Annotated in this window: 20 protein-coding genes; 3 read left to right on the top strand and 17 right to left on the bottom strand. The window is 44.1% G+C overall.

Annotated features, from left to right (window positions below; genetic code table 11):
* Positions 1 to 725, top strand: a 725-nt coding sequence (locus VFM80_RS10590) for a PhzF family phenazine biosynthesis protein (RefSeq protein WP_395071800.1), incomplete at its 5' end; no start/stop codon positions are given.
* Positions 718 to 1,530: a sulfite exporter TauE/SafE family protein gene (locus tag VFM80_RS10585; protein ID WP_395071799.1), complete on the top strand. Its 813-nt coding sequence runs from the start codon at positions 718 to 720 to the stop codon at positions 1,528 to 1,530. The genes VFM80_RS10590 and VFM80_RS10585, both read left to right, overlap by 8 nt.
* Before the next feature lie 541 nt (positions 1,531 to 2,071).
* On the opposite strand, the gene ftsZ is transcribed toward VFM80_RS10585, so the two are convergent.
* From ftsZ to VFM80_RS10510, 15 genes are all read right to left on the bottom strand, one after another.
* Positions 2,072 to 3,406, bottom strand: coding sequence for a cell division protein FtsZ (gene ftsZ / locus VFM80_RS10580; RefSeq protein ID WP_395071798.1), 1,335 nt, complete (start codon positions 3,404 to 3,406; stop codon positions 2,072 to 2,074).
* A 199-nt stretch (positions 3,407 to 3,605) separates the two neighbouring features.
* Positions 3,606 to 4,865, bottom strand: coding sequence for a cell division protein FtsA (gene ftsA, locus VFM80_RS10575; protein ID WP_395071797.1), 1,260 nt, complete (start codon positions 4,863 to 4,865; stop codon positions 3,606 to 3,608).
* Positions 4,852 to 5,130 carry a hypothetical protein gene (locus tag VFM80_RS10570; RefSeq protein WP_395071796.1) on the bottom strand — a complete coding sequence of 93 codons (279 nt, stop codon included), beginning with the start codon at positions 5,128 to 5,130 and terminating at the stop codon, positions 4,852 to 4,854. Before VFM80_RS10570 ends, ftsA begins: the two co-directional genes overlap by 14 nt.
* Positions 5,131 to 5,172: 42 nt before the next feature.
* A complete protein-coding gene (locus tag VFM80_RS10565) occupies positions 5,173 to 5,871 on the bottom strand; it encodes a cell division protein FtsQ/DivIB (protein ID WP_395071795.1) in 699 nt (232 codons plus the stop codon).
* 30 nt (positions 5,872 to 5,901) lie between these two features.
* The gene (murC, locus tag VFM80_RS10560; protein ID WP_395071801.1) at positions 5,902 to 7,275 is read right to left on the bottom strand and encodes a UDP-N-acetylmuramate--L-alanine ligase; all 1,374 of its coding nucleotides are present in this window, start codon (positions 7,273 to 7,275) and stop codon (positions 5,902 to 5,904) included.
* A gap of 61 nt (positions 7,276 to 7,336) precedes the next feature.
* Positions 7,337 to 8,443, bottom strand: a complete 1,107-nt coding sequence (gene murG, locus VFM80_RS10555) for an undecaprenyldiphospho-muramoylpentapeptide beta-N-acetylglucosaminyltransferase (protein ID WP_395071794.1) — start codon at positions 8,441 to 8,443, stop codon at positions 7,337 to 7,339.
* Complete coding sequence (locus tag VFM80_RS10550) at positions 8,436 to 9,626, bottom strand: FtsW/RodA/SpoVE family cell cycle protein (RefSeq protein WP_395071793.1); 1,191 nt, start codon at positions 9,624 to 9,626, stop codon at positions 8,436 to 8,438. Before VFM80_RS10550 ends, murG begins: the two co-directional genes overlap by 8 nt.
* Positions 9,627 to 9,723: 97 nt before the next feature.
* Positions 9,724 to 11,079, bottom strand: a complete 1,356-nt coding sequence (gene murD, locus VFM80_RS10545; protein ID WP_395071792.1) for a UDP-N-acetylmuramoyl-L-alanine--D-glutamate ligase — start codon at positions 11,077 to 11,079, stop codon at positions 9,724 to 9,726.
* Positions 11,076 to 12,212 carry a phospho-N-acetylmuramoyl-pentapeptide-transferase gene (mraY, locus tag VFM80_RS10540; RefSeq protein WP_395071791.1) on the bottom strand — a complete coding sequence of 379 codons (1,137 nt, stop codon included), beginning with the start codon at positions 12,210 to 12,212 and terminating at the stop codon, positions 11,076 to 11,078. The genes murD and mraY overlap by 4 nt, the downstream gene beginning before the upstream one ends.
* Positions 12,212 to 13,669: a UDP-N-acetylmuramoyl-L-alanyl-D-glutamate--2,6-diaminopimelate ligase gene (locus VFM80_RS10535; protein WP_395071790.1), complete on the bottom strand. Its 1,458-nt coding sequence runs from the start codon at positions 13,667 to 13,669 to the stop codon at positions 12,212 to 12,214. Before VFM80_RS10535 ends, mraY begins: the two co-directional genes overlap by 1 nt.
* Positions 13,670 to 15,841 carry a penicillin-binding transpeptidase domain-containing protein gene (locus VFM80_RS10530; protein WP_395071789.1) on the bottom strand — a complete coding sequence of 724 codons (2,172 nt, stop codon included), beginning with the start codon at positions 15,839 to 15,841 and terminating at the stop codon, positions 13,670 to 13,672.
* Between the two features lie 3 nt (positions 15,842 to 15,844).
* Positions 15,845 to 16,249 (bottom strand): hypothetical protein, encoded by a 405-nt coding sequence (locus VFM80_RS10525; protein WP_395071788.1) that lies wholly within the window; start codon positions 16,247 to 16,249, stop codon positions 15,845 to 15,847.
* Positions 16,246 to 17,199, bottom strand: coding sequence for a 16S rRNA (cytosine(1402)-N(4))-methyltransferase RsmH (gene rsmH / locus VFM80_RS10520; RefSeq protein ID WP_395071787.1), 954 nt, complete (start codon positions 17,197 to 17,199; stop codon positions 16,246 to 16,248). Before rsmH ends, VFM80_RS10525 begins: the two co-directional genes overlap by 4 nt.
* Complete coding sequence (mraZ, locus tag VFM80_RS10515) at positions 17,174 to 17,641, bottom strand: division/cell wall cluster transcriptional repressor MraZ (RefSeq protein ID WP_395071786.1); 468 nt, start codon at positions 17,639 to 17,641, stop codon at positions 17,174 to 17,176. The genes rsmH and mraZ overlap by 26 nt, the downstream gene beginning before the upstream one ends.
* A gap of 329 nt (positions 17,642 to 17,970) precedes the next feature.
* Positions 17,971 to 19,107, bottom strand: coding sequence for a P1 family peptidase (locus VFM80_RS10510; protein ID WP_395071785.1), 1,137 nt, complete (start codon positions 19,105 to 19,107; stop codon positions 17,971 to 17,973).
* Positions 19,108 to 19,167: 60 nt separating this feature from the next.
* Between VFM80_RS10510 and VFM80_RS10505 the strand changes: the two genes are divergently transcribed.
* Entirely contained in the window at positions 19,168 to 19,851 is a 684-nt protein-coding gene (locus VFM80_RS10505) for a transposase (RefSeq protein WP_395071784.1), read from the top strand.
* A gap of 22 nt (positions 19,852 to 19,873) precedes the next feature.
* Here VFM80_RS10505 and VFM80_RS10500 read toward each other — a convergent pair whose 3' ends face one another.
* Both VFM80_RS10500 and metX read right to left on the bottom strand, forming a co-directional pair.
* A complete protein-coding gene (locus VFM80_RS10500) occupies positions 19,874 to 20,962 on the bottom strand; it encodes a hypothetical protein (protein ID WP_395071783.1) in 1,089 nt (362 codons plus the stop codon).
* A gap of 2 nt (positions 20,963 to 20,964) precedes the next feature.
* On the bottom strand, positions 20,965 to 22,005 hold the full coding sequence (gene metX / locus VFM80_RS10495) for a homoserine O-acetyltransferase MetX (protein ID WP_395071782.1): 1,041 nt from the start codon (positions 22,003 to 22,005) through the stop codon (positions 20,965 to 20,967).
* Positions 22,006 to 22,029: the final 24 nt, after the last annotated feature.

Genomic DNA, 22,029 nt, shown 5'->3' with positions numbered 1-22,029 from the left:
CTGCTGTGGTTCCTTTAGAAGAATGGCTGACGGACGAACAAATGCAGAACATAGCTGCCGAGAATAATCTTTCTGAAACCGCTTTTTTTGTGAAGGAGGGGGACGGCTATCGCCTGCGATGGTTTACTCCAACGGTGGAAGTGGATCTGTGTGGACATGCAACCCTTGCATCGGCTCATGTTTTGTTTGAAGAACTGGGATATTCTGAAGGCGAGATCATCTTCAAAACCAAAAGCGGTTTACTTACCGTAAGCAAAAAAGATAATCGCCTTTTGATGAATTTCCCCGGGGATCACATGGATAAAGCTGAAGCTCCCGATGTACTGTTTCGAGCTCTGGGAATTCCCAAAACCTCCGAAGTCTATAAGTCCGATGATTATATGGTAGTGCTGGATTCGGAAGAAGAAGTGGCAGCATTAAAACCTGATATTAAAATGTTGAGCGAAGTGGAGGCCCGAGGAATTATTGTCACGGCTCCGGGTAATGAAGTTGATTTTATTTCCCGTTTCTTTGCCCCGCAATCGGGAGTGGATGAAGATCCGGTTACGGGTTCGGCTCACACCAAAAGCACCCCATACTGGAGCAAGAAACTTGGTAAAGAGGAATTGAAAGCTCGTCAGATCTCTAAGCGGGGCGGCGACCTGATCTGCAAAATGAAAGGAGATCGTGTGGAGATATCCGGTTCTGCGATTACCTATTTAAAAGGGGAGATTACCGTTGGTTGAGCTGCTGCTTCTATTATTGATTGGGTTGATTGCAGGAATTCTTGCAGGCTTGCTTGGAATAGGTGGTGGGATCATTTTCACTCCGGTACTTTTCTTTTTGTTTGAGGGGGCCGGTGTTGAAGAACCGGTGCTATGGACGATAGCCTCTGGATTATTTTGCACCTTCATTGCTGCTTCAGGAAGTATTGTGCGCCAATATGTGCAGGATAATATGTTTTGGAGTGAAGGACTTAAACTCGGATTGATGGGAGTTCTGGGAGTGTACCTGGGAAAACTGGTGATCACTTCTCCGTATTACAGCCGAACCGAATTCGTGATCTTTTTCTCGGTTTTGCTACTTTATGTTGCGTACATGATGTTTGGCAGAGGCAAGGACAAAAGTGATGAATATGACAGGGAGTTTGAGCCGCTTAAGATCAAGCAATCTTTTATTACCGGTGGCTTTGGTGGATTTGTTGCTGCCCTTGCAGGAGTTGGAGGGGGCGGGGTGATGGTGCCTATCATGAATTTATTCTATAATCAGCCCTTTAAAAAAGCGGTCAGTGTTTCCCACCTTGCTATGATCCTGATGGTAACTTCAGGCTGGGTTCAGCTTGCACTCGAACCGGGAGCTGTATCAGGGATCACCGAATTTTCAATAGGATATGTTGATTTTGGAGCCGCCTTACCGCTGGCCATCGGTGGATTGATAGGTGGATTTGGCGGAGCTTTTCTCAACCAAAAGATCAAAAGGAAATACCTGCAATGGGGCTTTGCAGTACTTGCTGTGGCTATGGCCGGTCGTTTAATCTGGAGTATTTTGTAGGAGAATCTACAATTTTGCAAGAATAAGTCCTCGAAGGACGTTAGAATGTAGCCCCAGCGATATTGTAAGATATTCTTCCAACTTAGCTCTATTACAGAACGTAGGACAGAGGTTTCTAAATGATATCTTAAGTCTTTAGCGAGTCAACAAAGTCTAAATCTAGTTAAAAGATTATCGAGCAGTGACTAAAGATTGTCTGATATTTATTTGAGAAAAAATTGGTTTGACCATTATGGAAGTCAGAGACTTCCTGGGTTGGTACTTTTCAGTCACCGCTATGCTAAAGACTGAAAAGATCTATGGGTGTTACTATTTAGTCTCCGCTTTGCTCAAGACTAAAAATAATATTCAAAAAGTAAATCCGAGAAATCCGCGTAATCAAAAAAATCTGCGATCAAAAAAAAGAAGCCCCGATCAAAGGGCTTCTTCTGTTGTTAGCAATCTATAGCTTAAATGAAGCTATAATCCAGTAAAATCAGTGATTCTCAGAGATACCATTTCCATGGTACCGTGGTGAGAATCGGTAGCGATAAACAATTCCTTAATCCATGATCTTGCGGAGAAAGGCCGGTTGCTCAGAGTCATCCTTACGGATACGTTCAGTACGGCTCTGGAAAGGAGCAATGTTATCTTGCGCATCGCTTCGTTGCTCTTCCTCCTCAGGAACTTCAATATTCTCTTCCTGCTTGCGAACGTTCAGGTCGCGACGCAGGTAAGAAGGGGTATCAAGTTTCTTGAGGTTGTTTTCGCCTTTATAATAGTCTCCGGTTCCGCGTGGGAATCGATTGGGTACATCAGATTCCTTTTTTGACCTTTGGCTGTCAATATTTGCTTGAGCATTTTGAGCAGCTTTATTCAATGAAGGCTCTTTATTTCCGGCAACCTTAGCTGTAGAACGATCTTCAGCAAGTTCAAAACCTGTAGATATCACCGTTACCCGGATCTCATCTCCAAAGGTCTCATCCAATACCGTACCTAAAATGATCTCAGCATTTTCGCCGGCTTCTTCATGGATGATGTTGGTAGCTGTAGTAGTTTCGCGCATTCCAAGGTTTGAACCCGCAGAGATATTTACGAGTACATTGCGTGCACCACGAATACTCACGCCGTCTAACAACGGAGAGTTGATGGCTGCACGTGCTGCTTTCTCAGCTCTGTCAGGACCTTCAGCCGTAGCCGAACCCATAATGGCTGCACCACCGTCGCTCATGGTTGTGCGAACGTCAGCAAAGTCAAGATTGATAAGTCCGGGCATGAGGATCAGGTCACTGATGCCGCGAGTTGCGTTGTAGAGCACCTCGTTTGCCATAGCGAAGGCTTCCATGAGGGAAGTGTTTTCGTCGGCGATGTCGAGGAGTCGCTCGTTAGGAATCACTATTACCGTATCACAATTTTTCTTGAGTTCGGTGATTCCCTCAAGGGCATATTTCTTACGAACCTTGCCCTCACATTCAAATGGGGTAGTGATGATACCCACGGTTAAAATTCCACGACGCTTGGCGATTCCGGCTACCACGGGAGCTCCTCCGGTTCCGGTTCCACCACCCATTCCTGCCGTCACGAATACCATATCGGCATTTTCAATGGATTCTTCTATTTCATGGCGGTTTTCCTCTACCGCTTCACGTCCGATCTCCGGACGTGCTCCGGCTCCAAGTCCGTTGGTAAGGGCTGAGCCCACCTGGATCTTGATATCTGCCATGCTGTTTTTAAGTGCCTGGGCATCGGTATTAAGTGCGATGTACTCCACACTTTCGAGACCCATGTTAATCATATTATTTATAGCGTTACCGCCACCGCCGCCTACGCCGATCACTTTGATCTTAGCGTTTTCCTGGCTCTGTTCGTCGAAAAAGAAACGTGAATTGTTAGCCATTGTTAACTCCTTTTGAGTTGTTGTTTTACTGGATTGTTATTGTTGTAGATGATTGCGTTTGGAATTCGATCCGTCAGACGAAAGATTCTTACTCCATCTGACCGCCCTAAGTCGGTCTGATGGATGATTCAAGCTATGATGCTTATATAATTCGTCAGACGGTTTCATTCCGTTGTTTTGTTGATTGCTGATTTTACTATTAAAGTTCTTTGAACCAACTCTTCATGCGCTCGGTGATCTTCTGCATCACCTGCTCAACATTGGTTCCTTTTGCTTGTCCAGGAATCATTGCCTGATTGTTTGAGGTGCCTGAACGAAGGGCGTGCATCACCAGACCCACACCGGTAGCGTAGATCGGGCTGTTTACTTCTTCCTTCAGTCCTCCTGTAATGCCCAATGGGATTCCCACTTTGGCATCCAGTCCTAAAATTTCGTTAGCCAGCGGACAGATATTCTTGATCAATGATCCGCCACCGGTAATTACTACCCCGGCGCTCATTGAATCGGCATAGCCGCTGCGTTTGATCTCAATGCCCACGATCTCGAGGATCTCTTCCATCCGGGCCTGAACGATCTTTGCAAGTATGCTTTTTGTAATTTCTTTGGGAGGCCGGCCTGCAATTCCGGGAACTGTTATGACTTCATCCTCTTCAATAAGGTCTGCATAACTTTCACCGTGCTTGCGCTTGAGGGTTTCGGCCTGATCGTCAAGCACACTGAGTCCGAGACGAATATCGTCCGTTACTTTTTGTCCGGCTATGGCAACTACGGCCGTATGACGGATGGTATTATCCTGGAAGATGGCGAGGTCAGTGGTACCGCCTCCGATATCAACCAATACCACACCGGCTTCTTTTTCTTCTTCATCCAATACAGAGTAAGAGGAGGCAAGGGGCTCGAGAATAAGGTCTGCAACCTGGTAACCGGCACGTTCCACACAGCGGTACATATTTTTGGCTGCGGATACGAGTCCCGTAATAATGTGTACTTCTGCTTCCATACGCATGCCGCTCATTCCAACCGGATCGCTGATACCATCCTGTCCGTCCACTACAAATTCCTGTGGGATAACATGGAGGATCTGTTGATCGGTAGGAAGCATGATGCGCTGGCAATCTTCAAGAAGCCGCTCCACATCTTTGGCTGTAATTTCGTTGTCTTTGTTGTTGATGGTGATCACACCTTTGCTTCTCATGCTGCGAATATGATCGCCGGCAATACCTACGTTCACTGAGTTAACCTGAATGCCCGAAGCCAGTTCTGCCTGGGCAATGGCATCTTTAATGGCATTAACAGTTTTATCGATATTTACCACAACTCCGCGGTTCAGGCCGTCGCTATGGGCTTTACCTACACCGAGAATGTGAATTCGTTCCTGTTCATCGATTGAGGCTACGATTGCGCAAATTTTGGTGGTGCCTATATCAAGGCCTACCATAATGTTTTCATGTTCTTCCATGATGATCCGCTGTGTTTTGATTGATTGCTAAATTTGTATTGATTGTTATCGGGACTGTATCGAGGATGCTTAGTTCAGTCATATAATTGAACGAACCTATGTAATTTTCCTTCAAAGCTGCATAAAACCGGGAGATCCTGTCTCTTGCATATTTGCCGGTTGTGGCCGGGTAGGGTGCATTCAGAAGTGTATCAAAGAGATGTTGGGCTGCATTTTCATGAGATTTATCCTGTTCTGAATATTTTGATCTAAAAAATAATTTCATCTTTTGCCTCTCAGTTTTCTGTAGAATGATATGTTGTTTAGGTTATATCTCATGAGTCACAACCTGATTTGAGAACCTGAGGTCTACCTGTTGCATAGACTGAATTCCCTTGGTTCGGATAACTTCAGCATAAAAGGCTTCCCAGTTTTCCAGTTTGTGTTTAAAATTATCCCGGCCAAAAAGCAGTTTTACGCCATTTTCATGACTTAAAGCCACTACTCCGTCGGTTTCATCGAACACCACTTCACTGATAGTGGTCCAGCCAAATTCATTGCTTTTGGCTGCCACTAAAAAGTCTCTGACCTGAAAGAAAGATTCGGTTTTGATGGTATCGGATGATTCAGCACTGTATCCATATAACAAGGGGACATCCTGTGTCTTGTCATCTAAAATTGGCAACCGCACTCCATCTGCATCTACGTATTTTCTGTTTGAACCGTTGATCAGTAAAGCAATCGGCTGACGTTCTGTTATATTCAGCCTTAAATCCCCATTAGGTTCGATGTAGGGTATTGCAGATCTGACATACGTCAGGCTTTCAATTCGTTGAGTTACCGCATTAAGGTCAAGACTATCCGGTTTTATACCCATAGGAACAGCTGCAGCCTCTTTTATAGCTACGTATTGTGTGAAGGTCAGGTCATTCACTTTCAGGTCCTGAACGGTCACATTTTTGGTCCAATACATGCCGGCAAGCACAGCAAGTCCTGTCACCATTAAAACAGTGGTGATCCAGGGCATTAAGTTTCTATTTGAAGCTTGCTTACTCAACTATTTTGTTTTCGGTTTAAAGTTTTTTGATTTCAGTGCTTCTACGAATTCTTCGCCAAATCGATAGATATCTCCTGCACCCATCGTAATGATGATATCTCCGGCTTTCGAAACTTCTTTGAGGGTCTTTGTGACCTCTTTTTTGTCTTCCAGATAGATGACATTCTTGTGTCCGTATTGTACCGCGGTGTCTGCGATCAATTTACCGGTAACGCCTTCAATAGGTTTTTCACGGGAGGGATAGACATCCGTAACGATCAATAATTCGGCATCAAAGAATGAGAGGCCAAAATCCTTGTACAGATCCTGAGTTCTGGAATACAAATGCGGCTGAAACACGGCAACTACTCTTCGGTCCGGCCAGCCTTTTCGGGCGGCTTGTAAGGTTGCCTGTACTTCGGTTGGATGGTGAGCATAATCATCGATCACCATACAGCCATTATCATATTTAAGCTGGAAGCGACGGAATACGCCATCAAAATGCTCCAGGCCTTGTTTGATCAGCTTGAAATCAATACCGAGTTCAATTCCGGTTGCGATGGCGGCCAATGCATTCTTCACATTATGCTCGCCGGGGGCTTTCAAGGTGATCACCCCAAGTTTTTCTCCTTCATATATAACTGAGAAGGTACTTGTAAAAGCATCGGCTATAATATCAGTGGCACGCAGTTTAGCCTGTGGAGTCAAACCATAGGTGATAACTCGTTTCTCTAATTCAGGCAGAATGCTTCGAACGTTAGGGTCGTCCAAACACACGATCACTGCTCCGTAAAAAGGCACCTTATTCGCATAATCAACAAATGCCTGCTTTACATCTTCCAGGTCATCGTAAATGTCCAGGTGTTCAGCTTCAATATTCGTAATGATGGCAATGGAAGGAGAGAGGCGAAGGAAAGTCCGGTCAAATTCATCGGCTTCCACTACGATCAGGTCTCCTTTTCCGACCACGGCATTGGTCTTGTCAAAACTGTGAACTTTACCGCCTACAATAATAGTCGGATCATAATTTCCATCCTGAGTTACATGGCCGACCATCGTGGTGGTCGTGGTTTTGCCATGTGTTCCGGCTACGCCGATACCGAATTTCATCTTCATCAACTCAGCAAGCATTTCGGCGCGTTTGATGGTGGGAATGCGTTTTTCAATGGCAGCTTTGGTCTCTACATTTTCGTCAGCTTTAACCGCACTGGTGAATACCACTACATCGGCACCTTCAATATATTTAGCATCATGGCCTTTGTGAACCGTTGCCCCCAATTCCTGTAAGCGGCGCGTAGTTTCGGTTTCAGCACCGTCCGAGCCGGTTACTTTATATCCGCGCAGTAATAAGATCTCGGCCATCCCGCTCATACCAATTCCACCGATACCCACCATGTGGATATGCTTGGTTTTACCAAAAACGGGTTGTTTCTCGATGCGTTTTTCCACTATTGTTCTATAACTTCGATTTTGCGATTTCTAAAATTTCTTTGGCGATCAGTTTAGCTGCTTCCGGTTTTGCTAAATTCAGGGCTGCCTGATTCATACGCTGCAGGTTTTCCTGATCATAGATCAATTGTTCTACTAATTCAGTCATGGTCTCTTTCATAGCATTATCCTCCAGCAATTTAGATGCTCCTGCATCAGCCATCGCTTTAGCGTTTTGTGTTTGGTGATCTCCGGCAACATTGGGAGAGGGAACCAGAACACTTGGTTTTCCCGTTAACATTAATTCTGAGCATGAACTTGCTCCGGCGCGACTTATAACCAGATCTGCAGCTGCATAGGCTTCCGCCATATTGTCGATGAAAGCAGTGAGCCGCAGCTTTTCTAAGCTCTTTTCGTTGATCTCGGTTGAAAGTTCATCGTAATATCTTGCACCGCACTGCCATATGATCTGCAAGCCGGCTTTGTCATGAAGCTGTTCAATATTAGCTTTCATAGCCTCATTGATCGTCTTTGCTCCTCCACTTCCGCCCATCACCAACAGCACCGGCTTGTCATCACTGAATCCAAATGATTCAAGGGCTTTATCTTTATCCGCCCCGGTTAGCGTAGCTCGGGTTGGATTTCCGGTTACCTCTGTTTTGTCTTCGGGGAGATAACGATCTGCTTCTCTGAAGGCTGTAAATATCTTGACGGCAAATTTCGACAACAGTCGGTTTGTTACACCCGGGAAACTGTTCTGCTCCTGTATCACAACCGGGATTCCTTTCTTTCCGGCAACCCAACCGACAGGTCCGGCTACATAACCGCCACAGGAAACCACCACATGAGGTTTATATCCTGATAAAATTCTTAAACTTTGAACCAGGCTTGTCATCAGTTTTACCGGAAACATCAAGTTCTTAAGGGTGAACCGCCGGTGGAATCCGCTGATCCAGACATTACTGATATCATATCCGGCTTTGGGCACTGCATTCCATTCCATATGATCTTTGGTTCCCACAAATAGAATCTCGGTATCAGAGTTTTCAGCCTTCAAAGCATCTGCAATGGCAATAGCAGGATATACGTGTCCACCTGTTCCGCCTGCTGCCAATAAAATTCTTGGTTTATCCATAGAACAAAGGCCTCCGCTTCCGGTTATGTTTCGAGATGTTGAGGAGGATGCCTACCATTAGTCCGGCAAAAAGCATACTTGTTCCGCCATAACTTACAAAGGGCATGGGGAGTCCCGTTACCGGAAGGATTCCACTGGCAACTCCGGCGTTAACAAATCCATATAAGACTATAGTAAGTGTACATGCTACAGCCAATAGTGAACCAAGATGATCTTCTGCATTCCGTGCAATGAAAACAACCCCTCGGATTAAGATCATTGTAAACATGAAGACCAGTGACATAGCACCGATCAGTCCATATTCTTCAGCAATGATCGCAAAAATAAAGTCGTTGTAAGGAGCCGGTAGGAAATCGCGTTGAGAGCTTTTACCAATACCTACGCCAATTAGTTCTCCTTTGGCAATAGCGATATGTGCCTGCTGAGCCTGGTATCCACTTCCCTGGATAATGTACTCACTGGGGATGTCTTTAATTTGAGTAATATATTGGTTGATCCGGTCTTGTCGGTTAGCAGATTGGTTGAGTAATAAAGCACCACCCAGGATCCCTATAGCAACCAATGCACCCAGTTGAATTATACTTACCCTTCCGATAAACATAATGATAAGGCAGATCACCAATAGAATTCCCGCACTGCTGAAATCTTCAAGCCCAATAAGACCACAAGTCAGGATCACCCAGAACAGGATAGGGAGAAAGGTTTTCTTGAAATCTTTGATGTATTCCTGCTTTTCACTCAATAGAACACAAATATGCACGATCAGTGCCACTGTAGCCACCATCGAAGGTTGAAAAGAAAACCCTCCTACATTGAGCCACCGTTTGGCACCAAATTGTTCCGTTCCAAAAGCCAATACTACCAAAAGGAGTATCAGGCTGAGGACCATGCCGATTCTACTGAACTTGGCAATAATGTGATAGTTTATCTTAGAAGCCAGCAACATGACAAAAAATGCTATGCCCAACTTCACGAGGTGGCCGATAATTAACTGTCCGGCTGTGGTAGATTTTGTTTCTGCGAAGAACGCAATTGACGAATACACCGCAAGCATCCCGAAGGTCATCAGGATAACCACCGACATCAAAAGGTATCGGTCACTGCCTTGCTTGCGCGTGTCGATATCCTCGGCTGAAGTGCCGATGATGTTGGAAATATTGCTATGTGGACTGGTGTATATCATATATTTTAAGTGACAAAGTATTGAAGTGGCAGAGTTACAAAGTGGAATCAATAGAAATCCACTTTGTAACTCTGTCGCTATGTTACTCTGCTACGGTTCATAGTTTATCTACTTCTTCTTTGAAAATTTTGCCGCGATGTTCGTAACTGTCAAACATATCGAAAGAAGCACAAGCAGGACTTAAAAGGACTACTTCCCCGCGTTTGGCGACCTTTTGCGCTGCCCTGACAGCACCTCCCATAGTCTCAACTCTGACAAAATTTGGTGTAATTTTTCCAAGTTGTTCTTGCACTCGGTCTTTAGATTCTCCTATCGCGATGATAGTGTGAACCTTTTCGCGAATCTGAGCCTCCAGGTCGCTGTAATCATTTCCTTTGTCACGACCACCTAAGATCAGAGTAACGGGCACATGAAAACTATCAAGAGCAAACCAAACCGCATTTACATTCGTTGCTTTGCTGTCATTGATATACTTAACACCATTTACTTCGCGGGCAACTTCCAGGCGATGTTCAACACCGGTGAAAGTGCGCAGACTTTCGCGAATGGCTTCATTTTTGATCTCAGCAGCGCGGGCTGCCAATGCGGTGGCCAGGCCATTACTTACGTTGTGCCGGCCTCGGAGTCCTATTTCTTCTACTGGCATAAGGGGTTCTTCCTTGTTGTTGAATTTGAAGATGATATGTTCGTTACGAATAAAAGCTCCTTCAGGTACCTCATTCTCATTAGAGAAAGCCCATAGTTGGGGAGCTTTTTGTTTTTGCTTTAGCGTTTCAATATGCTTTTTGATGGTCGGGTCGTCATAATTGAAGATAAACCGTTCATCTTCCGTCTGATTTTCTGTGATCCTGAATTTAGAAGCTGCATAAGCTTCGAGGCTATTTCCATAGCGATTCAGGTGGTCAGGAGTGATGTTTAAAATTATGCTCACTGCCGGTTTAAAATCTTTAATGTGATCGAGCTGGAAACTGCTGATCTCCAAAAGGAAATCTCCTTTGTTAGCTTCTACTTTATCTGAAAAAGCCACTCCTATATTTCCGGCAAGGGAATGTTCACGTTTTGCTATTTTCCAGACATGATCGAGCCAGTTGGCAACAGTAGTTTTACCATTACTTCCGGTTACCGCAATAATTTTGTGATCTGTAAACCAGCTTGCGACTTCAATTTCAGAGAAAATTTCCTTTCCATTATTCAGGTAATGTTGAACAATAGGTGATTCAGTTGGCACTCCGGGACTAACTACTGCGAATTCAGCTGATCGCGCCTTATCTGTATGACCGTTTTCCTCAAAAGGAATGGCGGCCTTTTTTAATTTCTGTTTAGCATCACTTGAAATCACTCCATAATCAGACACAAAGATATCAGCTCCTTTTTTATGGAGAAGTAGAGAGGCCGCAATACCACTTTTGGCAGCACCTATCACAACAATATGTTTGTTCTGAATTTTTCTCATCTGATCTTAAGCGTTAAAAGGCTTAGAATTCCAAGCAGTATGGTGATGATCCAAAACCGAACTACAATTTTTTGCTCAGGCCAACCTTTTTTCTCAAAGTGGTGATGGATAGGGGTCATCAGGAATACCCGCCGCCCTTCTCCATATTTTCGCTTGGTATATTTGAAATAGGTTGTTTGAATGATCACCGAAAGCGTTTCAAAAAAGAAGATTCCACAAATGAAAGGGAGTAGTAATTCCTTGTGCAACATCAGGCCTAAAGCACCGAAAGCTCCGCCTAAAGCAAGTGAGCCCGTATCTCCCATAAAAACGGAGGCCGGATTCGTGTTATACCATAAAAATCCAATACAAGCCCCGATCAATGAGGCACTAAATATCGTGAGTTCTCCTACGCCGGGGAGATACATGATGTCGAGGAAGCCGGAGAAATCGACCCGGCCGGATACGTATGCAAAAATGGCAAATACAATACCGCAAATGGCCGAAATACCGGCGGCAAGTCCATCAAGTCCGTCGGTTAGATTAGTGGCGTTACTAACGGCAGTGATCACAAAAACAGAGACGCTTAAATAAATTACCCAGCCCAGTGTATCCCCGAAAAATGCATAATCTAAGTTTACATTTTTCAGAAAGGGTACCGTAGTCAATGTGTTGAATGATTCGAAATCCGGGTAAAAATAAAGTACAGCACCAACAACTAAACCGACTGTAACCTGACCGGCAATTTTGAACCACCCGGCTAGGCCACTTTTATCTTTCTTAACTACTTTAATATAGTCATCAATAAAACCGACAATTCCGAGTGCAAGCACCACAAAAACGATCAGCCAGCTATATATACTATCTAATCGGGCCCAGAGAATTGTGGGGATCACTATCGCCAAAATAATGATGACACCACCCATGGTGGGGGTAGAACCTTTAGCAAGGTGATGATCGAGGCCAATATCATCCCTTATCACTTCTTTTAGCTGTAGTTTGCTAAGCAACTGTATCATTTTTCGGCCAATAAACAAGCTGATTAGCAGGGAGGTAATAGCAGCCAATGCTGTACGGGTTGAAATAAAAGCTACAGCTCCGGTACCCGGAACATCATAAACAGTATCAAGCCAGGTGAAAAGTTCGTGCAGCATCAGTTTCCTCCGGCTTTTTTAGTGAGAAATTCACGGGCAATTTCACGATCATCAAAAGGATGGCGTTCTCCCTTGATCTCCTGATAGTCTTCATGCCCCTTACCGGCAATAAGAATTATTTCATCTGAAGTCGCCTCTGAAATAGTTTTCTCAATGGCATCTTTTCGGTTGGTGATGCTTTTTACATTATCCAGATTCTCAAAACCATTTAAAATATCTGCAATTATCAGATCCGGGTTTTCACTTCTGGGATTATCGCTGGTCACAATAATTTTATCTGCATATTCTTCGGATACTTTAGCCATTTCAGGTCTTTTAGAAGTATCACGATCGCCACCGGCACCAAAGATCACCGTTAATTTCTGAGCCGCATCTTTAACGGCAGACAGGGTAGAGAGTACATTTTGTAATGCATCCGGTGTGTGAGCATAATCCACTATAACCAAAGGCAGGTTTTCACCTTCAACAGTGACCGGTTCCATACGGCCGGCAGCTCCTTTGGCTTCATTTAGGGCTTCGGTAATTTCTTTAGGGCTTAAGCTAAGAGCTTTGCACATTAAGAATGCCAATCCAATATTGTAGGCATTGAATTTCCCTACAAGAGGGCTTTCAATTTTCTCTCCGTCCACGATCACGGATATACCGTTGGCTGAATTTTCAAGGATGTAGGCGGAGTCATTATGAAAACTCAGGGATAGTTTTTTAGCTTTACAATCCTTAAGCATTTCTGCTCCAAACTTATCATCTGCATTTATTACAGCAGTAGAATTTTCAGGAAGCGTATCAAAAAGCATTTTCTTTGCTTTTGCGTACTCTTCCAGTGTCTCGTGGTAATCAAGATGATCGTGACTTAAATTCGTAAAACCTGCTACCTCAAAATCAAACCCGGCTACCCGGTATTGATGCAGCGCGTGAGAAGAAACTTCCATTACCAGATATTCAGCACCTGCCTCAACCATTGCCTGCATATCGCTGGCAAGTTCGATGGGGTCAGCAGTAGTAAGTTTACTGTCGAATTCATTATCCAGGATCCGCTTGCTTACCGTACCAAGCAAAGAGGCTTTTTTACCACAGGTACTCAGAACTTGATAAACAAGAGTAGCTGTTGTTGTTTTTCCGTTGGTTCCTGTAATTCCGATAACCTTTAACTTATCCGCTGGATTTCCGGCAAAAGCCTGGGCGATGGGCCCTGCCAATTTCTGAGTGTTTTCAACTTCAATTACACAAACTTCTTCTTCGGTGTAATAAGATTCCTCACAAATGATCACTTTAGCACCGCGGTCAATAGCATCTTCTAAAAACATATGGCCATCCACTTGCGTACCGCGAATTGCAATGAAGACAGAATTCTCTTTCACCTCACGCGAATCGATCGCAAACGAAGTAAGCTCCGTGTCATTAATAGCATTAGTGACATGAAGCGGATTACTAATTTCTATAAGTTTTTCAAGTTTCAATTATCGATCGCTAACTTGGGTTAATGTTTCCAGTGATTTTGCTTTACCACGAATCGTAACGGTATATCCTTTTCGCATCCATGCACCTGTTTTAGGATATTGTGCAAACACTGTACCTGATCCAATGATTTGGGTTTGTAAACCCAATTCAATTAAAAGAGAAGCTGCTTGTCTCATATTCATTCCCTTTAGGTCGGGGATTACAGCATAACCCTCTTTTACTTTCACGCTATCAGAGTTTATGTAGGTTTCCGATAAAGTGAGAGAAATTTCCTGTCCTCTGCTTAACTCAGTTCCGGCTTCCGGCATCTGTTGGGCTATATAACCAGTCTTTCCACTAATGCTGTACGGTATGTTTAAATTGGACAGAAGTATTTCTGCTTGCTCTTGCGATAATCCCTTTAAAAACGGTACTTGCACAAATTGAGGAGCTTGTTGCTGGCCGGTGTTCATATCGCGTTGGATGTTGTTATCCAGCCCGGCTATGCGAGTAGCAATTTTCTTAAAGATGGGTGCAGCCGTTAAACCTCCATAACCACTGGTTTTAGGCTCATCCAGCAATATGAAACAAACATATTGTGGATCTTCAACCGGGAAAAATCCAACAAAAGAACCCCGGTAATTGTTGGTATATTGTCCATTAACTACTTTTTTAGCGGTTCCTGTTTTACCAGCAATTCGAAGCCCGTCTACTTGGGCGAGATAACCGGTGCCTGAATCTGTAACAACACTTTCAAAAATAGGTAATAACTTTTCTAAAGTTGATTTTTTAGCAACACGGCGAATTTCGATCGGGTCATGCTGCTTGATAATGTTTCCATTTTTGTCTTCTATTCGTTCTACTATATAAGGACGCATCATCATGCCATTATTTGCAAATGCAGCATATGATTGAGCGATTTGAAGGGGAGTAGCCAAAATTTCATATCCATGAGACATCCATGGGAGAGTCACTAAACTCCATTCATACGGTTTAGCCAAACGTCCCTCAACCTCGCCGATCAGGTCAATATTCGTATCATTACCGAAACCCATATTTCGTGCATATTGGTAAAATACCTCAGGCTCCATACGCATTGCGATCTCAGCCATAGCTACATTAGATGATTTTTGGATCACTTCCTGAAAAGTTAAATTCCCCAATGGGACGTGATCGCGCAGAATAAGATCATGGATAATGACTTCTCCGTTTTCAGGGGTCTCAAAAATTTCTCCAGATTCAACTACTCCTTGTTCTACAGCAGCAATAGCCGTCACGAGTTTAAATGTAGAACCGGGTTCCATCATATCAGAAATAGCAAAATTACGCCGATTTTCATCCTCTGAACTGGCCGGGTAATTAGGATCATAGGTTGGATAATTTGCCAAAGCTTTAATGGCTCCTGTTTTAGGATCCATAATAATTCCGGTTCCGTAATTCGCTAAATGTTTTTCCACACCGGCTTTAAGCTCATCTTCTAAAATGGCTTGTAAATAAGCATCAATGGTGGTGTGTAAGGAATATCCATTTCTTGGCAGCTTTTTCGGTGAACCTATATATTCAAAAATACGGTTGAAGGGGTCTCTTCTAACCTGCCGAACACCGTCTTCCCCTTTGAGCTCATCGTTATAGAAAGCCTCGAGCCCTATTCGACCTTCTGTTTTGTGATTAACAAATCCCAAAGCATGGGAAGCAAGAGAGCCAAAGGTGTATTTTCTGCGATAATTCTCTTCGAGTATTACACCTTTTATATTAAGGGCTTTGATCTCATCCTTGACAAAAATAGAGAGGTTGGTATCGAGCACAATGTATCGGGAGTGGGGAGGGGCACTATTGATCTTGTTTTGATAGTAAGCCGCACTTCGTCCTGTTAGATCAGCAAGTTTCCCGGTTAACTGATTGACCTGTGACTGTGGCACCCCAATTTTACCATTTACCTGAACTTTGGGGTCAAAAGCCAGCTTATAGTCTACTGCATTGGTTGCTAATAGCGTTCCATTTGCATCATAAATGTTTCCACGTTGTGCAGGGATGGGGATCTGATCAATAGCTTGCTTATTCCAAAGGGCTCTTAACTCATCACCTTCAAAAAAATTCACACGAATTAGTTGGAACCCTAAGGCACACGGTATGAGGAGTATCAACCCTAAAATGATAAACATTCGGCTTAATATGGCAGTGCGTTCATTCATTCGTCACTCCTTTATAATGATGACTTTATCTGCCGGGCCACCGTTTATGAATCCTTGTTCTTCCGCCTTGCGGTAAATTTCTGCAGGACCGATCATACGGTCGTAGCGGAGTCTAAGCTCATCGTATTGAACCCGTTCTCTGTTGTACTCTGCTTCAAGGATTTGAACTTCTTCTAACAGCCTCTGGGTTGCAAACACATGTGTAAGGTAGAGTAACCCGAATATTCCGATAGCAATGCTCCCCAAAATCACCTTCCAGGGTTTTATCTTCGGAAGTCCGGCGAAACCGGATGATTTAGAGGCACGGTTTGCCTTTTTGTTTACAGATGAAGATTTATTGTCAGGTAAAGATACTTTACGAAGGTTCGGACGAATGTCATGCTTTTTAAGTGGGGATTGCACCATCATGATTCACCTCCTTCTACTTTTTCAGCGATCCGGAGTTTAGCGCTTCGGGCTGCTTTATTTACGGAGACCTCTTCTTTGGTGGGGGTAATTACCTGTTTGTTCACAGGCTTGATTGGGGATATCGGGTTCCCGTAAAAGTCTTTTTCCACTTTACCTTTGAAATTACCGGCTTTAAAGAATCTCTTTACAATCCGGTCTTCAAGAGAGTGGTATGAGATCGCAACGATTCGTCCGCCGGGTTTCAAAACCTCCAGCGACTCTTCCATTACATTTTCCAGCATTTCCAGTTCGCGATTCACTTCAATGCGAATTCCCTGAAAAACACGAGCCAGCGATTTTACTTCAAAACGTTTATTTACTACTGAAGAGACTACTTTTTGTAGTTCACCGGTAGTTTCAATGGGTCGTGCATCAATAATTGTGCTTGCGATCTTTCTGCTCTGTTTCTCTTCTCCATAATGGAAGATTATATCGCGCAGTTTTTCATAATCGTATTCATTAACCACCTGATAGGCTGATACTCCGGAAAGATTTCCCATTCGCATGTCAAGCGGGCCATCTTCCTGAAAGCTGAATCCGCGCTCCGGTTCTTTTATCTGATGGGTTGAAACTCCAAGATCTAAAAGGATTCCGGCTATCTGACCGTGGGTATGGGGAGGTAGGAGGGTGGCCAGATAGCCAAAATTGCCTTTTATTGGGGTAAATCGGGAGTCGTCGCCAATGTATGCTGAAGCAGCTTTAAGTGCCTCATCATCCTGATCGATGCCATATAAATGTGCGTTTTCACCAAGGTGATCTAAAATTTCTTTGGAATGGCCTCCACCGCCGAGGGTGCCATCTACATATATGCCGTTTTCATCAGTGATAAGAGCTTCTACTGATTCATTCAGTAAAACGGGGATGTGTTGGTGGTATGTTGTCATTTCAAGCACCATCGTTTTCCGGTTCATCTCCCATCACTTGTTCAAAGATCTCTTCAAAAGTGCTGTCATCCAGGCTGGCATCAGCTTCTTCAAGTTTAGCCGGATCCCATACCTCTATATACTCTCCCATTCCCAGAAAAACGGCTTTACCGTTAATTTCTGCATATGTGGTAAGATCGGAGGGGAGTGCGATACGGTTTTGATTATCGAGGGACACATCTTCTGCGTAGCGCAGGAAGTTTCTCTTAGCCAATCGGCCTTTTTTTGTAAAGTTGTTGATACGGGACAGCTTTTTCTCAACATTTTGCCATTCGTCTTCGGGATATAAATAAAGACATGGTTCTTGTCCACGCACGATAGTGAAGCGTTCTTGTGCGTCAGGACTCAAAGATTTGCGTAACTTTGCAGGGAAGGCTACGCGGCCTTTGGCATCTATACTATGCTCGTATTGTCCTTTAAAACTTGGCACGATATCCCTGCGGTGATTTTAGATTGCTGTTTCCGAAGAAAAGAGTAGAGTCCCCACTATCTCCCACTTCACCCCACAATGTACCCCAAAGCACCACAATGTGTCAAGTACTCATGCCAAAAAGTTAAAGAATAGCCTAAGTGGTGTTTTTAACTAACAGAGCTCGATTTTCACAAACTAAACATATCTTATATATATGCGCTTATAATGCGAATAACTAAGCCAAATGGATGTTTCAGTGCGGGAAAAAGGTATAGAAATTATGGTGTGGGAGAGAGTGGGAGAGTTTGTGGGAGACGTGCCCAAATTGAAATTCAGATGTTCAAAAACTATTCTTTCAGCAGGTTGTATTTCCTCATTATATCCAAAACCTGATCGATTGGAAGTGCCTGTTGCGTATTTCCGCGATCTCCGGTTATGGTAGTGGCCATGAACAGGGAATTCAGTATGGCTTCTTCCGTGGCTTCGACCGCGGCAAGAAAAAGAGGGGTAGTGGCCGAGTTATTTAATTCCGTGTAATCCTGGGTTGAACCGGAGGATCGGGTGCTGATGCGAACATCCTCGCTCGTTGAAAAAGCGATCACATAATCACCGCTTCCGTTACTGGCAAATCCGCCTACCCGGGAAATTCCAAGAAATGCCCGCTTTGCCAGCCGCTCTAAATTTCGGGAAAGCAGAGGAGCATCGGTCGCCACGATGATCATCACCGAGCCATCCACATCATAAGGGACGTCGCTGGCCATGTAGTGATTTTCCAGTTCCTCCCCAACGGGTGCTCCATTAATAGTAAGGACTCCTCCAAAATTGGATTGCACCAAAACTCCGACGGTATAACCGCCATGCTTTTCCGGAAGCGTTCGGGATGAAGTACCGATCCCGCCTTTAAATCCCAGGGCCGAAGTTCCGGTCCCGGCGCCTACGCTTCCTTCTTCAACCGGGCCGATTTTAGCATTTTCGATGGCATCAAAAACATGCTCCATGGTTACATGTCGCCCGCGGATGTCATTAAGCCAGCCGTCGTTGGTTTCACCAACTACCGGATTGACGGAGCGCACATTTTCATTTCCGGGCTGTTGAAGCATATAATCTGTGATTCCATTAGCTACTGTATGAATGCTGAGCGTATTGGTCAGCCCGATCGGTGTTTCCAGTTCTCCCAATTCCTGAACCTGAGTAAATCCGAGAGCCTTTCCAAATCCATTGCCCACATAAACCGCTGCCGGAACCCGGGATTTGAACAGATCTCCATCATGAGGAAAGATCATCGTTACCCCCGTGCGGATATTCTCTCCTTCAATAATGGTGCGATGCCCAACCTTTACGCCTTCAACATCCGTAATGGCATTCAGCGGACCCGGAGTCAAGATACCCGGTTTTATTCCAAGGTCGCGCGCCCGTTGCCGTTCCTGTGAATGAGCAGTCTGAAGGAAGAGGATGGAGGTAAGTAACAGGAAGAAAAGTCTCATAAGATTGCACGTAAATTGAATTATGTTATTTTGAAAGAAGGTCGTTTCAAATAAAGAGATATGCAAAATAAGGGGTATAAAAAATACAGGTCAGAAACAGTTCGATTGAGATCTTGGGATTATGGATGGAATGGGGTCTATTTTATTACCATCTGTACCCACAAACGGAAATGCTATTTTGGGAATGTTATAGAATTTAGCACCGATGGTCATACCGATAACGTAGAGACGCAAGATTTTGCGTCTCTACGTTCGAATTCAGGTGAGGAAATTGATTCTAAAAGGAATGCACAATACAGTGTAGAAATGAAATTGTCAGAAATTGGTGCAATTGCGGAAACCTGTTGGCAAAACATTCCATTACATTTTCCTTTTGTGAAATTAGGTGAATTTGTCATTATGCCGAATCATGTCCACGGGATTATAATCATTGACAAGGCAGATGATGGTAGAAACAAAACGGATATCAAACATGGCGTAGAGACGCAAAATCTTGCGTCTCTACGACCAGATAAACAAAAACCATTAAATGAATTTGGTCCCCAATCACGAAATTTGGCATCTATAATTCGCGGTTTTAAAATTGGGGTGACAAAAACTGCGCGTAGAATTCAGCCTAATTTCAAATGGCAGCCGAGGTATTATGATCACATCGTAAGAGACAGGAAATCATTTAATAGGATATCGGAATATATTCGTAATAATCCGACAAAATGGGCAAATGATAAATATTATGTTCAATAATGAATTCTTCATTTTGAATTCCTCAAACCAACCTGCCAATATCAATAATATCCCCCAAAACTCCGGCAGCAGTTACGTCTCTTCCGGCACCGGGACCTTGAATTACGACCGGAGAATCCGCATACCGCTTGGTGTAGATCTGCAACAGGTTGTCCGTTCCCTTCATGTTACCCAGTGGAGAATCGGCTTTCACTTCTTTCACTCCAACTGAAATTCCTTCCGGCGTGAATTCTCCTACATAGCGCAGTTTGTGGTTGTTGACCATAGCCTGAGCATTTCGGCTTTTCCAATGGGCATCATATTTCGGTATTTTTTGCAGGAAATCTTCGGTAGAGAGGGAGATTAAATCTTCAGGAACCAAGGTATCCACACGGATTTGGTCTCGCTCAAAATTATACCCAGTCGTTCTGGCTAGGATCAGGAATTTGCGGGCTACATCTTCTCCGGAAAGATCATCGCGCGGGTCGGGTTCAGAATACCCTTCCCCTTTGGCTTTTCGAACGGCCTCACTGAAAGCAACTCCATTCTGCAATTGTGTGAATAAGAAGGTCATGGTTCCCGAAGCAACTCCAGAAATTTTAGTGATCTCATCCCCGCTGTTGAGTAAGGTTTGTATGGTGCTTATGATTGGCAACCCGGCTCCTACTGTAGTTTCAAATCGGTACGCAGCTAAGGAGGCATTACTGGCTTCAGTTAGGCGATCGAAATATTCCTGCTCAAAAGTATTGGCGCGTTTGCTTGGTGTGGTAACATGGATGCCATTTTCCAAAAGTTCGCCATAAATTCGGGCGACGGCTTCGCTGCCTGTTGCATCTACCAAGATCAGGTTTTCATGATCGTCTTGAATAAGCTTTTGAGGGATCTTGGTCCAGTCTGTTTTCTCCCCGTTTTTGAGTGAACGGGCATGTTCAATCTGCTCTTCGTTTGGATGCCATCTGGTAAACCTGCTATTACAAAACCCAATAATCTCAAGCTCAAAAAGGTGGTGATCGAGTGCGGTAATCTGATTCAAAAGCGTTCCGCCTACGGCACCAACTCCGGCAATAAAAAGGGAGAGCTTTTTCTTTTCAGGTTTCGATTCAGGAATAGATTTCTTTAGTGCGAGTGTCATAATTATTTTTTGATGAATGAGTGATAAAAAGTATTCAGTTGCCGGTTGAGCTGTTCAAACTCAATAAGGAAGGCATCATGGCCAAAAGGAGATCCTAATTCCGCAAGTTGCGCATGAGGTAAAAGTGCTGCTAGTTCCCGCTGTTCTTCTATGGGGTAGAGGCGGTCGCTATCAAAGCCAACTATCAACACCGGTTTGTTAAGGTTCCCAAGCACCTCCTTAAAACTTCCCCGACCTCGTGATACATCATGCGAATCCATAGCTTTGGAAAGAATGATGTAGGTATTGGCATCAAACCGTTCGGTTAGTTTTTGACCCTGATAGTTCAGATAAGACTCAACCTGATAGATCTTTTTTTCGGGATGAATTTCACGCCCGAATTTCTTCTCATAATTTTCGGGAGCACGATAGGTGATCATGGCCATGGCGCGTGCCGCAGCAAGTCCTTTTGCAGGCGGATGTTCCGGATCGTAGAATCCATCTTCCCAGTTTTCATCTGCGTAAATAGCCAAACGCTGCGCGTGACTGATCCCGATAGACCAAGGTGAATGCGATTTTCCCATCACAAAAATAGCAGCCGACTTAACCCGCTCATCCATGAGGGCGAACTCGAGTACAATCATTCCTCCCATAGATCCGCCAAGTGCCAGTTCAATGCCACGGATATTCCATTCATCCAACAAAAGCTGCTGGAAGGTGACGATGTCTCGAATAGTAATCTCCGGGAAATCACCTTGCCATGCTGTTCCTGTTTTCGGGTTGATGGAGGTCGGCCCGGTAGAACCATAACAACTTCCCGGCACATTGATGCACAGGATAAATTGCTTTTTAGGATCAAGAATACCGTCTTCATCGAACAATCCGTTGAACCATTCATCAGCAGCGGCATGTCCGGTAAGCGCATGACAGATCAGGATCACATTATCGCGATCTTCATTGAGTGTTCCCCAGCTTTTCCAGGCGATATCAACCGCAGAAAAAGTGTACCCGGATTCTGTGGTCCAGCTTTTATTCAGTGTTTTGATTTTGATGTCTTTGTTCATATCCGTTCAGTTTGATAAAAGCGG

It is taken from the genome of Gracilimonas sp. (assembly GCF_035704785.1).
Classification (GTDB): Bacteria; Bacteroidota; Rhodothermia; order Balneolales; family Balneolaceae; genus Gracilimonas.
The sequence above is the reverse complement of the archived record's forward strand: the minus strand, read 5'-3'. Positions and strand labels throughout refer to the sequence as shown.